Annotated in this window: 16 protein-coding genes; 5 read left to right on the top strand and 11 right to left on the bottom strand. The window is 59.9% G+C overall.

Features of this window, described 5'->3' with window-relative positions; translation table 11 throughout:
- Positions 1-125: 125 nt before the first annotated feature.
- A complete protein-coding gene (gene pgeF, locus BLU63_RS15190; protein WP_077749385.1) occupies positions 126-845 on the bottom strand; it encodes a peptidoglycan editing factor PgeF in 720 nt (239 codons plus the stop codon).
- Positions 842-1,804: a 23S rRNA pseudouridine(1911/1915/1917) synthase RluD gene (rluD, locus tag BLU63_RS15185; protein WP_007942311.1), complete on the bottom strand. Its 963-nt coding sequence runs from the start codon at positions 1,802-1,804 to the stop codon at positions 842-844. The genes pgeF and rluD overlap by 4 nt, the downstream gene beginning before the upstream one ends.
- Before the next feature lie 151 nt (positions 1,805-1,955).
- Between rluD and BLU63_RS15180 the strand changes: the two genes are divergently transcribed.
- From BLU63_RS15180 to BLU63_RS15165, 4 genes are all read left to right on the top strand, one after another.
- Positions 1,956-2,978: an outer membrane protein assembly factor BamD gene (locus BLU63_RS15180; protein WP_010467556.1), complete on the top strand. Its 1,023-nt coding sequence runs from the start codon at positions 1,956-1,958 to the stop codon at positions 2,976-2,978.
- 113 nt (positions 2,979-3,091) lie between these two features.
- The gene (locus BLU63_RS15175; protein WP_010467554.1) at positions 3,092-3,325 is read left to right on the top strand and encodes a PP0621 family protein; all 234 of its coding nucleotides are present in this window, start codon (positions 3,092-3,094) and stop codon (positions 3,323-3,325) included.
- The gene (locus tag BLU63_RS15170; RefSeq protein WP_083375728.1) at positions 3,315-4,904 is read left to right on the top strand and encodes a sensor histidine kinase; all 1,590 of its coding nucleotides are present in this window, start codon (positions 3,315-3,317) and stop codon (positions 4,902-4,904) included. Before BLU63_RS15175 ends, BLU63_RS15170 begins: the two co-directional genes overlap by 11 nt.
- A 2-nt stretch (positions 4,905-4,906) precedes the next feature.
- On the top strand, positions 4,907-6,247 hold the full coding sequence (locus tag BLU63_RS15165; RefSeq protein WP_083375727.1) for a sigma-54-dependent transcriptional regulator: 1,341 nt from the start codon (positions 4,907-4,909) through the stop codon (positions 6,245-6,247).
- Positions 6,248-6,376: 129 nt separating this feature from the next.
- Here the strand turns inward: BLU63_RS15165 and thiO are convergent, their stop codons facing one another.
- The 7 genes from thiO to BLU63_RS15130 are packed head-to-tail and all read right to left on the bottom strand — an operon-like array spanning position 6,377 to position 13,145.
- Entirely contained in the window at positions 6,377-7,477 is a 1,101-nt protein-coding gene (thiO, locus tag BLU63_RS15160) for a glycine oxidase ThiO (protein ID WP_010467551.1), read from the bottom strand.
- Between the two features lie 58 nt (positions 7,478-7,535).
- A complete protein-coding gene (locus BLU63_RS15155) occupies positions 7,536-7,937 on the bottom strand; it encodes a type IV pilin protein (protein ID WP_083375726.1) in 402 nt (133 codons plus the stop codon).
- Between the two features lie 14 nt (positions 7,938-7,951).
- Positions 7,952-11,062, bottom strand: coding sequence for a pilus assembly protein (locus tag BLU63_RS15150; RefSeq protein WP_083375725.1), 3,111 nt, complete (start codon positions 11,060-11,062; stop codon positions 7,952-7,954).
- Positions 11,049-11,519, bottom strand: coding sequence for a pilus assembly PilX family protein (locus BLU63_RS15145; protein WP_042932549.1), 471 nt, complete (start codon positions 11,517-11,519; stop codon positions 11,049-11,051). The genes BLU63_RS15150 and BLU63_RS15145 overlap by 14 nt, the downstream gene beginning before the upstream one ends.
- On the bottom strand, positions 11,516-12,229 hold the full coding sequence (locus tag BLU63_RS15140) for a PilW family protein (protein WP_083375724.1): 714 nt from the start codon (positions 12,227-12,229) through the stop codon (positions 11,516-11,518). Before BLU63_RS15140 ends, BLU63_RS15145 begins: the two co-directional genes overlap by 4 nt.
- The gene (gene pilV / locus BLU63_RS15135) at positions 12,226-12,675 is read right to left on the bottom strand and encodes a type IV pilus modification protein PilV (RefSeq protein WP_042932547.1); all 450 of its coding nucleotides are present in this window, start codon (positions 12,673-12,675) and stop codon (positions 12,226-12,228) included. The genes BLU63_RS15140 and pilV overlap by 4 nt, the downstream gene beginning before the upstream one ends.
- Positions 12,672-13,145: a GspH/FimT family pseudopilin gene (locus tag BLU63_RS15130; protein ID WP_077749393.1), complete on the bottom strand. Its 474-nt coding sequence runs from the start codon at positions 13,143-13,145 to the stop codon at positions 12,672-12,674. The genes pilV and BLU63_RS15130 overlap by 4 nt, the downstream gene beginning before the upstream one ends.
- 131 nt (positions 13,146-13,276) lie before the next feature.
- Between BLU63_RS15130 and BLU63_RS15125 the strand changes: the two genes are divergently transcribed.
- A complete protein-coding gene (locus tag BLU63_RS15125; RefSeq protein ID WP_077749394.1) occupies positions 13,277-13,834 on the top strand; it encodes a GspH/FimT family pseudopilin in 558 nt (185 codons plus the stop codon).
- Here BLU63_RS15125 and ispH read toward each other — a convergent pair.
- Together ispH and fkpB are read right to left on the bottom strand one after the other, a co-directional pair.
- On the bottom strand, positions 13,803-14,750 hold the full coding sequence (ispH, locus tag BLU63_RS15120; RefSeq protein ID WP_010467539.1) for a 4-hydroxy-3-methylbut-2-enyl diphosphate reductase: 948 nt from the start codon (positions 14,748-14,750) through the stop codon (positions 13,803-13,805). The two genes, BLU63_RS15125 and ispH, sit on opposite strands and share 32 nt — an antisense overlap.
- Before the next feature lie 157 nt (positions 14,751-14,907).
- Positions 14,908-15,345 (bottom strand): FKBP-type peptidyl-prolyl cis-trans isomerase, encoded by a 438-nt coding sequence (gene fkpB, locus BLU63_RS15115; protein WP_010467538.1) that lies wholly within the window; start codon positions 15,343-15,345, stop codon positions 14,908-14,910.
- Positions 15,346-15,351 lie beyond the last annotated feature (6 nt).

The following is a 15,351-nucleotide window of genomic DNA, read 5'->3' as shown; positions in this document are numbered from 1 at the left end:
ATAAAACATCCTGAATGAAGAAACCTGCCAGATACCTCATTAGATGTGGTCGATTCTGGGAGATTCAAGCGTCTTGGAATTGATGTAGATCAGAGAAGTCTAGCGTTCGTACCCCAGACAGGGCACTACAGCCAGATAAGAGAGGCAAACCGACCCGTGCGTGGATTGCGGCGGTAAGAAAAGAAGCGAGGATCGGTCACGGTGCAGAAACCGCCACCATAAACAGCGGTGACACCGCGCACAGCAAGGCGCAAACGCGCCAGTTCGTAGATGTCGGCCATGAACTTGCCAGCGTTTTGGCTGGGCACAAAGGCTTTGGCCGCTTCGGGCAGTTGCTGGACGAAGGTCTCGCGCACTTCCGGGCCGACTTCAAAGGCTTGCGGGCCAATGGCCGGGCCCAGCCAGACCAGCACGTCTTCTGGAGGCACCGCCAGGCTGTCGAGCGTCGCTTCGAGCACACCTGCCGCCAATCCACGCCAACCGGCATGGGCCGCCGCGACGCGAGTACCGGCACGGTCACAAAATAGCGCTGGCAGGCAATCGGCGGTCATTGCCGCGCAGGCAATGCCGGGGGTTGTCGTCCAACTGGCATCAGCGGTTGCCGTGATATTGGGGTCGGCATGGGCCACGGCAATGCCGTGAACCTGCTTTAACCAGGCCGGCTGAATAGAGAAATGATCGGTGAGGCGTCGGCGATTTTCGGCAACCGCTTCCGGGTTGTCGCCGACGTGATCGCCAAGGTTGAGGCTGTCGAACGGCGCCAGACTGACGCCGCCCGCACGGGTGGTAACGCAGGCTTTCACCCCGGCAGGCGCAGGCCAGTCGGGAATCAGCCAGTCACTCATCCGATGAACGCCTCGCGGTCTTGCTTGAGCAGCGTGAGCAACCAGACGAAATCATCCGGCAATGGCGATTCCCAGCTCATGCGTTTACCGGTGGTCGGGTGATCCAGCTCCAGGAACCGCGCATGCAGTGCCTGACGCGGGAACGCCTTCAACGATTCGACCATGGTCACACTGGCGGCCGGTGGAATGCGGAAGCGACCGCCGTAGGCAGGATCTCCGACCAACGGGTAGTTGATGTGGGCCATGTGCACGCGAATCTGGTGTGTACGACCGGTTTCCAGCTTCACCCGCACGTGCGTGTGAGAGCGGAAACGCTCAAGTACGCGGTAATGGCTGACGGCTTGCTTGCCCCCTTCCATCACGGCCATGCGCTGGCGTTGCTGGCCGTGACGACCGATCGGCGCATTGATCTTGCCGCCGGCCGTCACCACACCGATCACGATGCATTCGTAGATCCGGCTTACGCTACGGCTCTGCAATTGCGTGACAAGCTGTGTCTGCGCCTGAATGGTCTTGGCCACCACCATCAGACCGGTGGTGTCCTTGTCCAGGCGATGCACGATACCGGCGCGGGGCACATTGATAATGTCCGGCACGTGGTGCAGCAAGGCGTTGAGCAAGGTGCCATCCGCGTGACCGGCGGCAGGATGCACCACCAGGCCCGCAGGTTTGTTGATCACCAGGATGTCATCGTCTTCATAGACGATGTCCAGCTCGATGTCTTGAGCGATCCATTCGCCCTGAGCTTCCTGCTCGGCAGTCAGTTCAAGAATGGCGCCACCATGAACGATGTCTCGCGGGCGGATAACCGCCCCATCCACAGTCAGGCGGCCGTCTTTGATCCAGGCGGAAAGGCGCGAGCGCGAGTGCTCAGCGAATAATTGTGCGGCGACTTGATCGAGGCGTTGGCCGCCCAATTCGGACGGCACCTCTGCGCGAAGTTCAATTTTATCGGACATGCTCAGACTAGGCGTCGGCACAGCCTTTGGTTTCGGCTGCGCGCTTGTGGTTAAATACGGCGTCTTTTGCCCCGAGGCTATTCAACGGGGCGCTCATCATAACAGGACGGCCCCGCCCAAGACAGCGGCCGTCATAGGGACGCAAGCCGCCATGCAAGTGAAACACCTGCTGCTGATCGCCATCCTCGCATTGACCGCTGCTTGCTCATCGAAGGAAGTCGTAGACGAAAACCTTAGCGAAGTCGAGCTGTACCAGCAGGCTCAGACCGACCTGGACAACAATAGCTACACTGCCGCCACAGCCAAGCTGAAGGCACTGGAGTCGCGTTATCCGTTCGGGCGCTACGCCGATCAGGCTCAACTCGAGCTGATCTACGCCAACTACAAGAACGCCGAGCCTGAGGCTGCGAAGTCTGCTGCCGAGCGTTTCATTCGTTTGCACCCACAGCATCCGAACGTGGATTACGCGTATTACCTCAAGGGCCTGACCTCCTTCGACCAGGACGTCGGCCTGTTGTCGCGCTTCCTGCCGCTGGACATGACCAAGCGTGACCCGGGTGCGGCCCGCGACTCGTACAACGAGTTCGCCCAGCTGACCAGCCGTTTCCCGAACAGCCGCTACTCGCCGGACGCCAAGCAGCGCATGATCTACCTGCGCAACCTGCTGGCGGCCTACGAGATTCACGTTGCCGACTACTACCTGACCCGTCAGGCCTATGTCGCCGCTGCGAACCGTGGCCGTTACGTAGTGGAAAACTTCCAGGAAACCCCTTCGGTCGGTGACGGCCTGGCGGTGATGACTGAAGCCTACCAACGTCTGCACCTGGACGACCTGGCAGCCACCAGCCTTGAAACCCTGAAGCTCAACTACCCGAACCACCCAAGCCTGGTAGACGGTCAGTTCAAGCCTTCGGTCGACGAAGCCGACAACCGTTCGTGGCTGAGCAAGGCCACCTTGGGCCTGATCGAATCCCGTCCTCCTCTGCCGCCGGGCGAAACCCGCGCCAACCAGGACGTGCAGAAGCAGTTCCAGGATGCCAAGGACGCGATTCCGAACGATCTGAAGCCTAAAGATGCAGATGGCGACGTGATCGAAGAAGAGGAACACGAGTCCGAAGCCAACAGCGAAGACCGCTCGTGGTTCAGCTACATGACCTTCGGCGTGTTCGACTGACACATCGGGTTATGCAAAAAGGGAGACTCTTGAGTCTCCCTTTTTTATTGCGCTGTGCGCAGGTCAGGTCCTTGGCTAAACTGCCTGCTCATTAGCCAATAAAGCAGCTCACCATGCTTCGTTTACTGTTCTGGATCGCCCTGATTGCCGCTGCGGTATGGTTCTGGCGCAAGTTCAAGGCTTCGAATTCCGCGCCCAGGTCCTCCGCCGAGCTGGATGCCGCACCGATGGTCCGCTGCGCGCATTGCGGCGTACACCTGCCCCGCGATCGCGCGCTGAGCCTTCAACAACAGTGGTATTGCAGCCAGGCTCACCTTGAGCAAGGCCCGGGCCCAAGTGGTCGCTGAGACGTCCACTCCCGGCGGCAAACAGGCACAGCGACTGCTGCGTCTTTACCATCTCTACCGTTTAAGCGTCGGCATCACTCTCGTACTGTTGATTTCCAGCAACATGGACAACCAGCTGCTGGCCTTCGCCCAGGATGACCTGCTGCGCAGTGGCAGTTGGTTGTACCTGGTGCTGAACATCCTGCTGGTGGTCTTTTGGCAGAACACCCGACGGCCGGCACAGCTTTTCAGCCTTGCATTGGTCGATGTCCTGCTGCTGTGCGGCCTGTTCTATGCCGCGGGCGGTGTGGCCAGCGCCATCGGCAACCTGCTCATTGTCTCGGTGGCCATCAGCAACACCCTGTTGCGCGGACGTATCGGCTTGTTGATCGCGGCGGTCGCCGCCCTTGGCATCGTCGGCCTTGGCTTCCTCCTGAGTTTCAGTCACCCGATCAGTCCCGGCGAGTACCTGCAAGTCGGCACTCTCGGCGCGCTGTGTTTTGCCGCGGCGTTGCTGGTGCAAGGTCTGATCAGGCGACTGGAAGTCAGCGAAAACCTCGCCGAACAGCGAGCCAGTGAAGTGCTTGGCCTGGAAGCGCTCAATGCGCTGATCCTGCACCGCATGCGCACGGGCATTCTGGTGCTGGACGACCAGCGGCGGGTGCGACTGGCCAATCAAAGCGCCTTGACCTTACTGGGGCAGAACGACCTCGATGGTCAGCTGATCGACGACTATTCGCCGGCCTTGGTCGAACGCCTTCAGCTGTGGTTCAACAATCCATCGCTGCGACCGCAAAGCCTGAAAATCGCCAGCAATGGCATAGAACTGCAACCCAGCTTCATTGCGTTGGACCAAAGCCCGAACCACCACACCCTGGTATTTCTGGAGGACCTCGCCCAGATCGCTCAACAAGCGCAGCAACTGAAGCTCGCCGCACTCGGGCGCCTGACGGCGGGTATCGCCCATGAAATCCGCAATCCACTGGGCGCCGTTAGTCATGCCGCGCAGCTATTGCAGGAATCCGAGGAACTGAACGGCGCGGATCGGCGTCTGACGCAGATTATTCAAGACCACTCTCAGCGAATGAATCGGGTTATCGAAAACGTCCTGCAACTGTCCCGCCGCCAGCAAACCGTACCGCAACGGCTCGATCTGAAGCCGTGGCTGGAGCATTTCGTCGCCGAAACCCGTGAAGGCGCGACCGATCGCCAGTTGATTCACCTGCACATCGGCCCGGGCGACTTCAAAACCCTGATGGACCCGAATCAGCTGACTCAGATTCTCGACAATCTGTTGCGCAATGCCTGGCGCCATAGCGCCCTGAATCACGACCTGGCGCAGGCCTGGCTCGAGTTGTTTGTCGAGCCCGACAGCCAGTTGCCGACGCTCGAAGTCCGGGACAACGGCCCCGGCGTGGCGCCGGACCAACAGACGCATTTGTTCGAACCGTTCTTCACCACCAGTAGCCAGGGCACAGGCCTGGGGCTTTATCTGTCCCGTGAGCTGTGCGAAAGCAACCAGGCCCGCCTAGACTTCAAACCACGCCAAGGTGGCGGCTGCTTTCGCATCACTTTTGCTCACGGACGGAAACAAAGTTGAACATGAGCCCACGGCCAAAAGTCCTGATCGTCGACGACGAACCCGATATCCGCGAACTACTGGAAATCACCCTGGGACGGATGAAACTCGATACCTACAGTGCCCGCAACCTTGGCGAAGCCCAAGCCTTGTTGATGCGCGAGACATTCGAGCTGTGCCTGACCGACATGCGCCTGCCCGACGGCACCGGCCTTGAGTTGGTGCAGTACATCCAGCAACGTTACCCACACGTGCCGGTGGCGATGATCACCGCTTACGGCAGCCTCGAAACAGCGATCAACGCCCTCAAGGCAGGGGCTTTCGACTTCCTGACCAAGCCGGTTGACCTGACGCGCCTGCGCGAACTGGTCACCAGCGCCCTGCGCTTGCCGGCACCGGGTGGCGCCAGTACCGCCATCGATCGCCGGTTGCTGGGCGATTCACTGCCCATGCGCAACCTGCGCAAACAAATCGACAAACTCGCACGCAGTCAGGCCCCGGTGTACATCAGCGGCGAATCCGGCAGTGGCAAGGAATTGGTCGCCCGACTGATCCACGAGCAGGGCCCGCGGGCTAATCAACCGTTCGTCCCGGTCAATTGCGGGGCAATTCCGTCAGAGTTGATGGAGAGTGAATTCTTCGGCCATCGCAAAGGCAGTTTCAGCGGCGCCATCGAAGACAAACCAGGGCTGTTCCAAGCCGCCCACGGCGGCACACTGTTTCTCGACGAAGTGGCCGATCTGCCCTTGGCGATGCAGGTCAAACTGCTCCGAGCCATTCAGGAGAAAGCCATTCGCAGTGTCGGCGGTCAGCAAGAAATGGTGGTTGATGTCCGCATCCTTTGTGCCACCCACAAAGACCTCGATGCCGAAGTCACCGCCGAACGCTTTCGCCAGGATTTGTACTACCGGTTGAACGTGATCGAACTGCGCGTCCCCCCTTTGCGCGAGCGCCGCGACGACATCGAACCGCTGGCCAGCCATGTGCTCAAGCGCCTGGCGGCCGGCAGCGGTCAACCCGCCGCAAAACTCCATCCACTCGCCCTGGATGCGCTGAAAAGTTACCGTTTTCCGGGCAACGTACGGGAGCTGGAGAACGTGCTGGAGAGGGCTTACACCCTGTGCGAGGACAAACAGATTGAAGCCAGCGACCTGCGACTGGCCGAAGGTAACTGCACGGCAGAGAGCGGCGTGCCGGACCTGACGCAAATCGATAACCTGGAAGATTATCTGGAAAACGTCGAACGCAAACTCATCCTCCAGGCACTGGAGGAAACCCGCTGGAACCGCACGGCGGCGGCCCAGCGGTTGAATCTTTCATTCAGATCGATGCGATATCGGCTCAAGAAATTGGGTCTGGATTGAGGGCTCCTTCGCGGGCAAGCCTCGCTCCTACAGGGGGTGTGTCGTTCGCAAGTGTATTGAACGACTCAAACTTGTAGGAGCGAGGCTTGCCCGCGAAAGCGATCTGGCAGGCGATAAAGAATCTTGCTGTCAGATCCGCCCGGTCGGCGCATACGGCGCAGGATCAATAATCGGCGCCCTGCCCAACATCACATCCGCAAACAACTGACACGACGCCGGCGCCAGTACCAGCCCGTTACGGTAATGCCCGCAGTTGAGCCAAAGTCCATCGAACCCCGGCACTCGGCCAATGTAGGGAATGCCTTCCGGCGAACCCGGGCGCAATCCGGCCCAATGCCCCACCACTTCGGCCTCTGCCAGCGCAGGAATCAACTCTACCGCTGATGCCTTCAGACTCTCCAGCGCCGAGTCGGTCGGCGTCTTGTCGTAGCCTTCATGCTCCAGCGTACTGCCTATCAGAATGTGTCCGTCGCGCCTGGGAATCGCATAACGCCCCTTGGCCAGCACCATGCTCGGCAGGAAGTCCGCCGCGCACTTGTACAGAATCATCTGCCCTTTGACCGGCTCGACCGGCAACTCAAGGTCCAGACTCTTGAGCAAGTCACCACTCCAGGCGCCAGCCGTCAGGACCACCTGATCACCGTGTATGGGGCCCACCGAAGTCTGCACGCCGACAACCCTGTCGCCTTCGCGAATAAACCCGCTGACTTCGCACTGCTCACGAATCGTCACGTTCGGCAGCGCCAACAATGCAGCCTTCAGGGACTTTACCAGCCGTGGATTACGCACGTTGGCCACATCAGCCATATAGATCGCCCGGGAAAACCCGGGGCCCAGCACTGGTACGGCATCGTGTGCCGCCGAGATATCCACAGCCCGCAACGGACGGTTTTCCCGCTCGGCCCAGGCCAACGCCTCGGCCTCGTCATCCAGATCCAGCCAGTACAGGCCGGTGGTATGCACTTCGGGATCAACCCCGGTTGCGGCGAACAGTCGCTCACCGAGCTGCGGATAAAAATCCTGGGACCAATGCGCCAGCGCGGTGACTGCCGGACTGTAGCGCCATGGATAGAGCGGGGAAACAATCCCGCCACCGGCCCATGACGATTCCTGCCCCACGCTCGAACGATCCAGCAACACAACACTTTGCACTTCGGATGCGAGATTGAACGCCGTCAGCAGCCCAATCACGCCGCCGCCGACAATCACCACTTGCTGTTGCCTGCTCATGTTCTGATCCAACCGGTAAATAGACAGAGGGCGCAAAAAAGGCGCCCGAAAAGGGAACTCAGCGACCCCAGCAATCTTTGGTCACCAACCCGGACGTCGCATTGACCATGCTTCTGACGCCGGTGTTGGTGAGGGTGAAATCCCCGCACTTGTCAGTCGCCATTGCAGCGCCGGTCTTGCGCGTTGCCGTCAGCAAAAAGGTTTGATCGGTCAGGGTCGGGGTGATGGTGTAAAAATCGTTGCCGGCGCTCAGTCCGGTGGCAGCGGTATAGACATTGTTCTTCGAGTAGAACCGCTCAAGGATCTGTGCCTGCTCGGAGAGCAGCCCGGCCACTTCGGTGCGGCGGCCCTTTTTCACGTACTCGGTGAGGCTCGGGGCACCAATGGTGATGACGATCCCGATGATCGCAATCACGATCATGATTTCGATCAGGGTGAAACCTCGGTTGGATCTACGCATTCCTTCACTCTCACTTACTGTATTTGTCGCCACATGATGCGACGGCTGCCGCCGCCGGATTTTTCCACCAGGGTGCTGATGCCGCCACTGGAATCGTTCACAACCTTGCGGGTCGCGCCGTTGACGATGGCGTTCAGGGTCGGGATGCCACCGGTAAAAATCACTCCGCTGGACACCGTGTCCGTGCTGTCGACCGTCCCGTCGTTATTGGTGTCGAGCACCGCATAATTGAGCATCTTACCGCTGAACGCATCCAGTTCGACCAGTTTGCCGGTACCAAAGCTGGCACACGGGTCAGTGGTGTCCACACTCGCCGTGGTAAAGACGATCCGTCCCAGCACCAGGCTGGCCTGATTGATCACCCGCTCCCCCGTCAACACGCTGTTGTACACCAGCGGCAAGTACCAGCCCTTCTCCCCCGGATAGGTCACGTCGTTCTGGCTGGTGGTGATGAACTGTCCGGTGCTGCCCGAGAACACACCGGTCACCGCTTGTGCCTGCAAACTGGACACGGTGATCTGACCCGCGCCGCCTTCCGCATCCCACACCGCGTAGAACGCCTGCAAATCCTTGTTGGTCTTGTCGGCAGTCTCGTTGAATTTGCCGGTGCCGAAAAACACTTCCTTGCCGCCCAATGAATTGTCCGCCAGTAACGGCTGCACAGTAATGGGCTGAGTGGCACCGCCCGCCGTGGTAAACAGCGGCTTGCCGGAGAATGCCACGCCCCAGGAGTCGGGGGCGGTAGCGCTCAAATCGAACTTCCATAACCGCCCTTTCAGGTCGCCACCATAGGCGGCCTGCACCACATTCTGCGAGTTGACCCTGAGCTTCACCGACGATAGGCCATTGTTGGTGTCGGCGCTGTCGACCACGATTTTCTTGATCAACGAGCCGTCACGAACGTCAACCACGTACAACGCCGCCACTCCGGAGTTACTGCCATAGCCGTTGGAAATGAACGCGGCCCAGCGACCGTCGGCCAAGCGTGCCACTTCCGGCCGTGCATAGGCATAACCCAGATCATTGAAAGCGTTCGCAGTACTGGCCGTGGCCGGCGCACTGATTTCCCACAGCGCCTTGAACACGTTGCCCGCTGACGCATCGAACAGCTGCAACGCATAAAAAGTCCTGCCGCCAGCCCCGGTTCCGCCAATGGCCAGGGTTTTCCAGACGCTGCTGAACTGGGCATCGAACACCCCGACCTGACCGTCGACCAGAAACTTGTGGCTCACACCGTTGATGTAGGTCGGGTCGGCGATGTAGCGCAGTGATGGCAACACGCTGGACGGCATGTAGGCATAACGCCGGGTGCCATTGGCCGAGTTGATGACATTCACAAACCCGTCGTTGGCATTCACCACCAGGCTGGGACTCATGGTGGCGGCTTTGGTGGTCAGGTAGGTGCTGTAAGTGGTGTCCCCCACCAGATCAGAGGCGGTCTTGTCCGTGGGTGACGCCAGTACGAGGGGTGAATTGATGATGTCGCCGAGCAGCACGCTACGCACCTTGAGCCCGGTTTTGTTGGTGCCCTTGCTCCACTCCACCAGATCGCTGCCGGTAATGCCGGTGGGCAGGCTTTGGCTGAGGGAGGTCTGTTGTGCCGGGGAAAAACTGGCATACGCCAAGGTGACTGCGGCGTTGGTCAGGGTGTTCCAGGACTGGTAAGTCGGCGCTGTGGCACCCGGGACGATCGTGGTGTCGGTGGTCCAGAGTGCCGCAGAGGTATTCACGATACCCGCCGAGGTGAAGCCAAAGGACTTGATCGTGCCGCGCCAGTCCTTGGGGTCATAAATGGTCTGAAAGTAACTCGAATTGCTGGCCAGGGTGGTGCCGCTGGTGACGCCGCTGCCACCGGAACCGGCCTTGGAGGTGATGTCGCTCAGCGCCGAGGACAGCGCACTGCTGAGTCCTGCGCTGTCGGTCGCCTGGTAGTACTTGCCCTGTCCGTAGTTGGCGGCGTCCGACAGCATTTGGTTCGCGGCGGTGAAGCCCACGGTATAGGTGTTGATGTTCTGCTTGGGAAAATCCCCAGCGTTCCAGCTTTTGCCTGCCAGATCGGTTCCCGTGGAACGCATGTCGATGTCGAAGCCAAACTTGGCGATGTCGTCCAGATACAGCGTGTCGCCTTCTCCATCACCATTGAGGTTGTCGCCATCGTTATTCACGCCATCCCAGTTTGGAAGGCGAGCGCCCGCCAGTGGGTCGGTGCCCGGAAAAGTCCGGTCAAAGGTCGGCAAGCCATCGGTGATCACCACGCCATAGTTTTTCTGGCAGCGATACTGGATCGGGCTGCTGTAAGTCGCCGGTGTCGAGTTGTAGACCGGCGCCAGGCCTCGAAAATAACGGTTTATTTCATAGTAGGTTTCCGCCAGCGGTGTATTGGCCACGGCACTCAAGCCGTTGATGGCAGAGATCAGGTTGTTGTAGTTGGTATCCGCCTGGGATTGGGTGACGCTGCCGCTCACCGCAGAGAGATCGCTGATCGATCGGGCGATGAAGCCACCACCACCGGAGTTGCTGGTTGTAGGCGGATTGAACGTCGCAAGACCGATACGCAGCGAGCGATTGCTGGAGACCAGGCTTGTGGAGACATCCTGGGCCACGCTGATCCGGTATTCATTGGGGATCGCGCTGGCGCCCGTGGTGAAATCCTTGCTCGAACCGTTGGCCACCCCCAGCAGATAAGCCAGGTAGTCGGCGGTGTAGCGCGTATTTTCATTACCCACCGGGTCCGGCAGCTTCAGGCAGATGGGCGTCAAGCCGAGAAAGCCGCGATAAAAACCGTACCAGTTGCCGTTGGTCGAGCAACCGCCGCGATTGAGGCTCGACAGCAAAATATTGGTATCACTCATGTTCAGGTTCTGACCGCTTAAACAGGAGGTGTTGGAACTGCAAATCGCGATCTGCCCATAGTTGGCCGCCGGATTGAACCCCGACGCCCAAATGATGTTGTTCATGCTCCCCGAGTCGTCGATCAGCAGCATGACGTTCGGAGGGACGGCTGCGCCGCTCAACAGCGGTGAATCCGACGGCGTGAAGGCATACGCCGGTGCGGACAGGTAAAGGCCCAATACAACGCCGCAAAACAGCTGCCACACGCCACGGCGCCCTTCAGTACTTCGCATAAATACTCTCCACGACGCTGCGCGAGTTGCCCGCGATGCCGACGGCGGTCACCCGGTAAAGCGTCGCCGAGGTGTTGCTCGGCACATTCACGGCGTTGACCGTAGTGCCGATATTCTGCACCCCGTAAAAGCCCTTTCCCGAGGCGATCCAGGTCACGCCGGGGGTCGAACCGGGGCCGGCGGCAGTGACCGTCAACGCGTCCGACGGTGGCGCGCACTGGCTGCAGACCGGCAATGAATAGCTGTCCAGCTGCACCGCGCTTTCTCCCACGCGTAATGCAGCTTCGGCGCCCTGGAACGACTGGTTGCGCAAGCTCACGCTGCCGGCCATTTTTTCCTGCAGCGTGGCGTTCTGCATCGATGAAAGACCGATCAAGGTCAGCAACAGCAGAAACACCAGGCTGACCAGCAGCGCCATACCCCGCTGGGCATGAAACGTCATGGAGGCCTCCCTCATGGCAACCTGTTGCGCAAGGCGGCAACCACGGTGAAGGTTTGATTTTTAACCCGACTGTTCGGGTCGTAGAGTGTCATCGTCAGGCGCACGCTGCGAATTCGCGCGGGGTCGGACGGGTTGGCGCTGTAGCTGGAAGCGGCTACATCGGTGGCCGAATTGGCGAGGCCGAAGAGCACGCTGAAGGCACTGACGTTATCGACCAGTACGAACTGGGCCGGCGTGCCGGGACCGGAGCCCATCATGATTTTGTTATTGCTGAAGCTGTAGATCAGCCGCCGTATCGGAAACGCCAACTGCCCCGATGTCAGAGCCGGTGGATTCGTATACGCCGTCGCCGTATTTCGACAGTCGGAAACCACTGTCCAGGCTGGCGCCCCGCCACCCGTTCCCACATCGGCGGCCACCAGGGTCAATTTCTGGTTGGCATTATCCCAGCTGATCGGCGTTATCTGACTGGCAGCGAAGCTCCCCCCTGTACTTGAATCGGTGATCGTCCCCAGGCAGCCAAACATGCCGACCATGCGGATTTCCTGAATCATCTTGCTGAGCACAAAACGCGCATCTTCCTGCATGGCGGCGGCGGCGTTCTGGCTGATGTAGGTGTTCTTGGCGGCGATGAAGATCTGCGCCACGCCCAGCACCACAATCAAACTCAATGCGAGGGCAATCAACAACTCGATCAGCCCGAAACCTCTGCTGGACCGCCTCATGGGGTTGCCACCGGGTCGACCGTGGCGCGACTGGTCAAGACAAAGCTGCGGCGCGAGTTGGCGATATTGGCGGCGCGCGAGTCATCCCAGGTGATGGTGATGGTGTACACGCGCTGATTCAGCGTAACGGTGCCAGTGGCCGTCGCACCGCCGAAATTGACGATATTGGTGGTGAAGTCGTAGAGGTCCTGATCGCGGGCGACGTTCAGGTTGCCCGACGTCGGAGGCGTCACAGTGTAGTCGGCGCCGGAATTGGCGCGGATACGGTCCATCATGTCGTAGGCGATAAAACTCGCCTGGCTGGTCATCCGCGAGCTGTCGGTGTATTTCAGCGCATTGAGCTGAATCGCCGCTGCGCCCAGCAGCCCCACGGTCAGAATCACCAACGCGACCAGCACTTCGATCAGCGTCATGCCCTCCTGTGCATGTTTACCCCGCTCCCTCATCCGCAACTTCCACCCAATAGAATTCGTCCGTTCAAACACACATTCAGCGTCCTGGTTTGCGCCCCCAATACATAGCTGATCACCACGGGTGTGGCTGGCGCTGACAAACCACCCAGATTGTTGAAATCGATGGCGGTCACTCCTGAGGGTAGCGTCAGACTCGCGCCGCTGCTCAGTGCTGGAACAACCCGCAATACATTGGCCGGGGTGTTCGTACTGTCATATACCGCCAAGTCACCGGTCCAGGCGCCACCAACAGCGATCGGACGAACCCGAATGGAGACGCCCCGGTCGATGGCCTCGAGTCGTGCGAAATTGAGTCCGCGTTGCAGGTCGCCGATTTCGGTGTCTGCCTTGGTGCCTTGCACCGACCGGGTGAACGCCGGTACGGCCAGGGTGATCAGGATCAAAAAGACCGCGAGCGAGACCAGCAGCTCGATCAGCGTGAAACCTTTTGTACGATGATCCATCGGTGCCCTCCGTTGCCGTCGGCTATACCTGCTTCTACACGCTAGAACATTCGACCGCCCGGCGTGCGGTTGATTTGCCATTACTCGCGCACGGAATGCGCGGGCCGCAGCACTCCACGGAGGGAGATGACATGCATCAGCGAGGTTTCAGCCTGATCGAACTGCTCATGGGACTGACAATTGCCGGGATTGTTCTGCTGTTGGTCAGTCCGGCGTTCGCGGCCCTTACAGAATCGAATCATCGCGAGGCGGCGGCAAAGTCTCTTGCCAGTGGTATTCGCAGCGCCAGAAGCGAAGCTCTCGCGCGAAATCAGACCATCGTCATTCATGGCATCAACGACGACTGGGGTCAGGGCTGGCGCATCATTCTGGATATCAGCGGCAAAGGGCCGGAGGACAGCAGCAATCCGCTGCTGATTGAGCGCGTGAGTGGCGCTCGGGTGCCGATTGTTGGCAATTGGCCGGTCAGACGATACATCCGTTTCAGCCGTATCGGCGAGCCACAGATGCCTGGCCGGGCGTTTCAAGCGGGGACGCTGCACGTTTGCACAGTCCGCGAACCGGTTAGCCAGCTTCAGGTGGTGCTGGCCGCGACCGGTCGCGTCAGCCTGCGCAGCGATAAGGCTGAGCAGGCGCTATGTCCGGGAGGAAAAAAAGTTAAAGCAGGGAGCGCACGCGCAACTCTTTAGGCATGGAGAACGTGATGTTCTCCTCGCGACCCGCCAATTCATCGGCCCCGGTAGCACCCCATGCCTGCAACTGCTGGATCACGCCACGCACCAGCACTTCCGGTGCGGAGGCGCCAGCGGTGATGCCGATACGCTCGACACCGTCGAACCAGCTTTTTTGCAGGTCTTCGGCGCCATCGATCAGATAAGCCGGGGTGGCCATGCGCTCGGCGAGTTCACGCAAGCGGTTGGAGTTGGAGCTGTTCGGGCTGCCCACCACCAAGACCACGTCGCATTCGTCGGCCAGTTGTTTGACGGCGTCCTGACGGTTTTGCGTGGCGTAGCAGATGTCGTCCTTGCGCGGACCACCGATCGCCGGGAAGCGTGCACGCAGAGCGTCGATCACGCGGCTGGTGTCGTCCATGGACAGCGTGGTCTGGGTCACGAACGCCAGTTTGTCGGGATTGACCACCTGCAGCGCGGCGACGTCTTTCTCGTCTTCAACCAGATAGATGGCACCACCGTTGCTGCCATCGTACTGGCCCATGGTGCCTTCGACTTCCGGGTGACCGGCGTGGCCGATGAGAATGCATTCACGGCCGTCACGGCTGTAACGCGCGACTTCGATGTGCACCTTGGTCACCAGCGGGCAGGTCGCGTCGAACACTTTCAGGCCACGGCCAGCGGCTTCGGTCCGCACAGCCTGGGAAACCCCGTGGGCACTGAAGATCACGATGACATCGTCCGGCACCTGATCCAGTTCTTCGACGAAGATCGCCCCGCGAGCACGCAGGTCCTCGACGACGAATTTGTTGTGGACCACTTCGTGGCGCACATAGATAGGCGGCCCGAAGACTTCCAGGGCGCGGTTGACGATTTCGATCGCCCGGTCCACGCCGGCGCAGAAGCCACGGGGGTTGGCGAGTTTGATTTGCATGCTGTGCCTCGTGTCTTGCGCGCAAGAAATTAGAACATTACATCCCTGTAGCAGCGAAGCTTGCTCGCGAAAGCGGTGTGTCAGTCGACATTAATGGTGAATGTGATGACGCCTTCGCGAGCAAGCTCTGCCCCTACATTGGACCGCATTCGGTCAGTTACAGCGATTTGACGCTGATGATTTCTACGTCAAAGGTCAATGTCTTGCCGGCCAGCGGGTGGTTGAAGTCGATGGTCACTTGCTCGTCATCGAATTCCTTCACCACGCCAGGCAGCTCAGTATTGGCCGCATCGTTGAAGATCACCAGCAAACCCGGCGACAGTTCCATGTCCTTGAACTGCGAACGCGGGATGATCTGCACGTTTTGCGGGTTCGGCTGGCCAAACGCGTTTTCCGGCTGAATCGTCAGCGTGCGCTTGTCGCCTGCCTTGAAGCCGAACAGCGCTGCTTCGAAACCTGGCAACAGGTTGCCATCGCCGACCTGGAAGGTCGCCGGGGCTTTGTCGAAGGTGCTGTCGACGGTGTCGCCGTTCTCCAGGCGCAGTGCAAAGTGCAAAGTGACTTCCGTGTTCTGGCGGATTCGTTGCTCAGCCAATACCTG

The organism is Pseudomonas mandelii, assembly GCF_900106065.1.
GTDB classification, from domain to species: domain Bacteria; phylum Pseudomonadota; class Gammaproteobacteria; order Pseudomonadales; family Pseudomonadaceae; genus Aquipseudomonas; species Aquipseudomonas mandelii.
The sequence above is the reverse complement of the archived record's forward strand: the minus strand, read 5'-3'. Positions and strand labels throughout refer to the sequence as shown.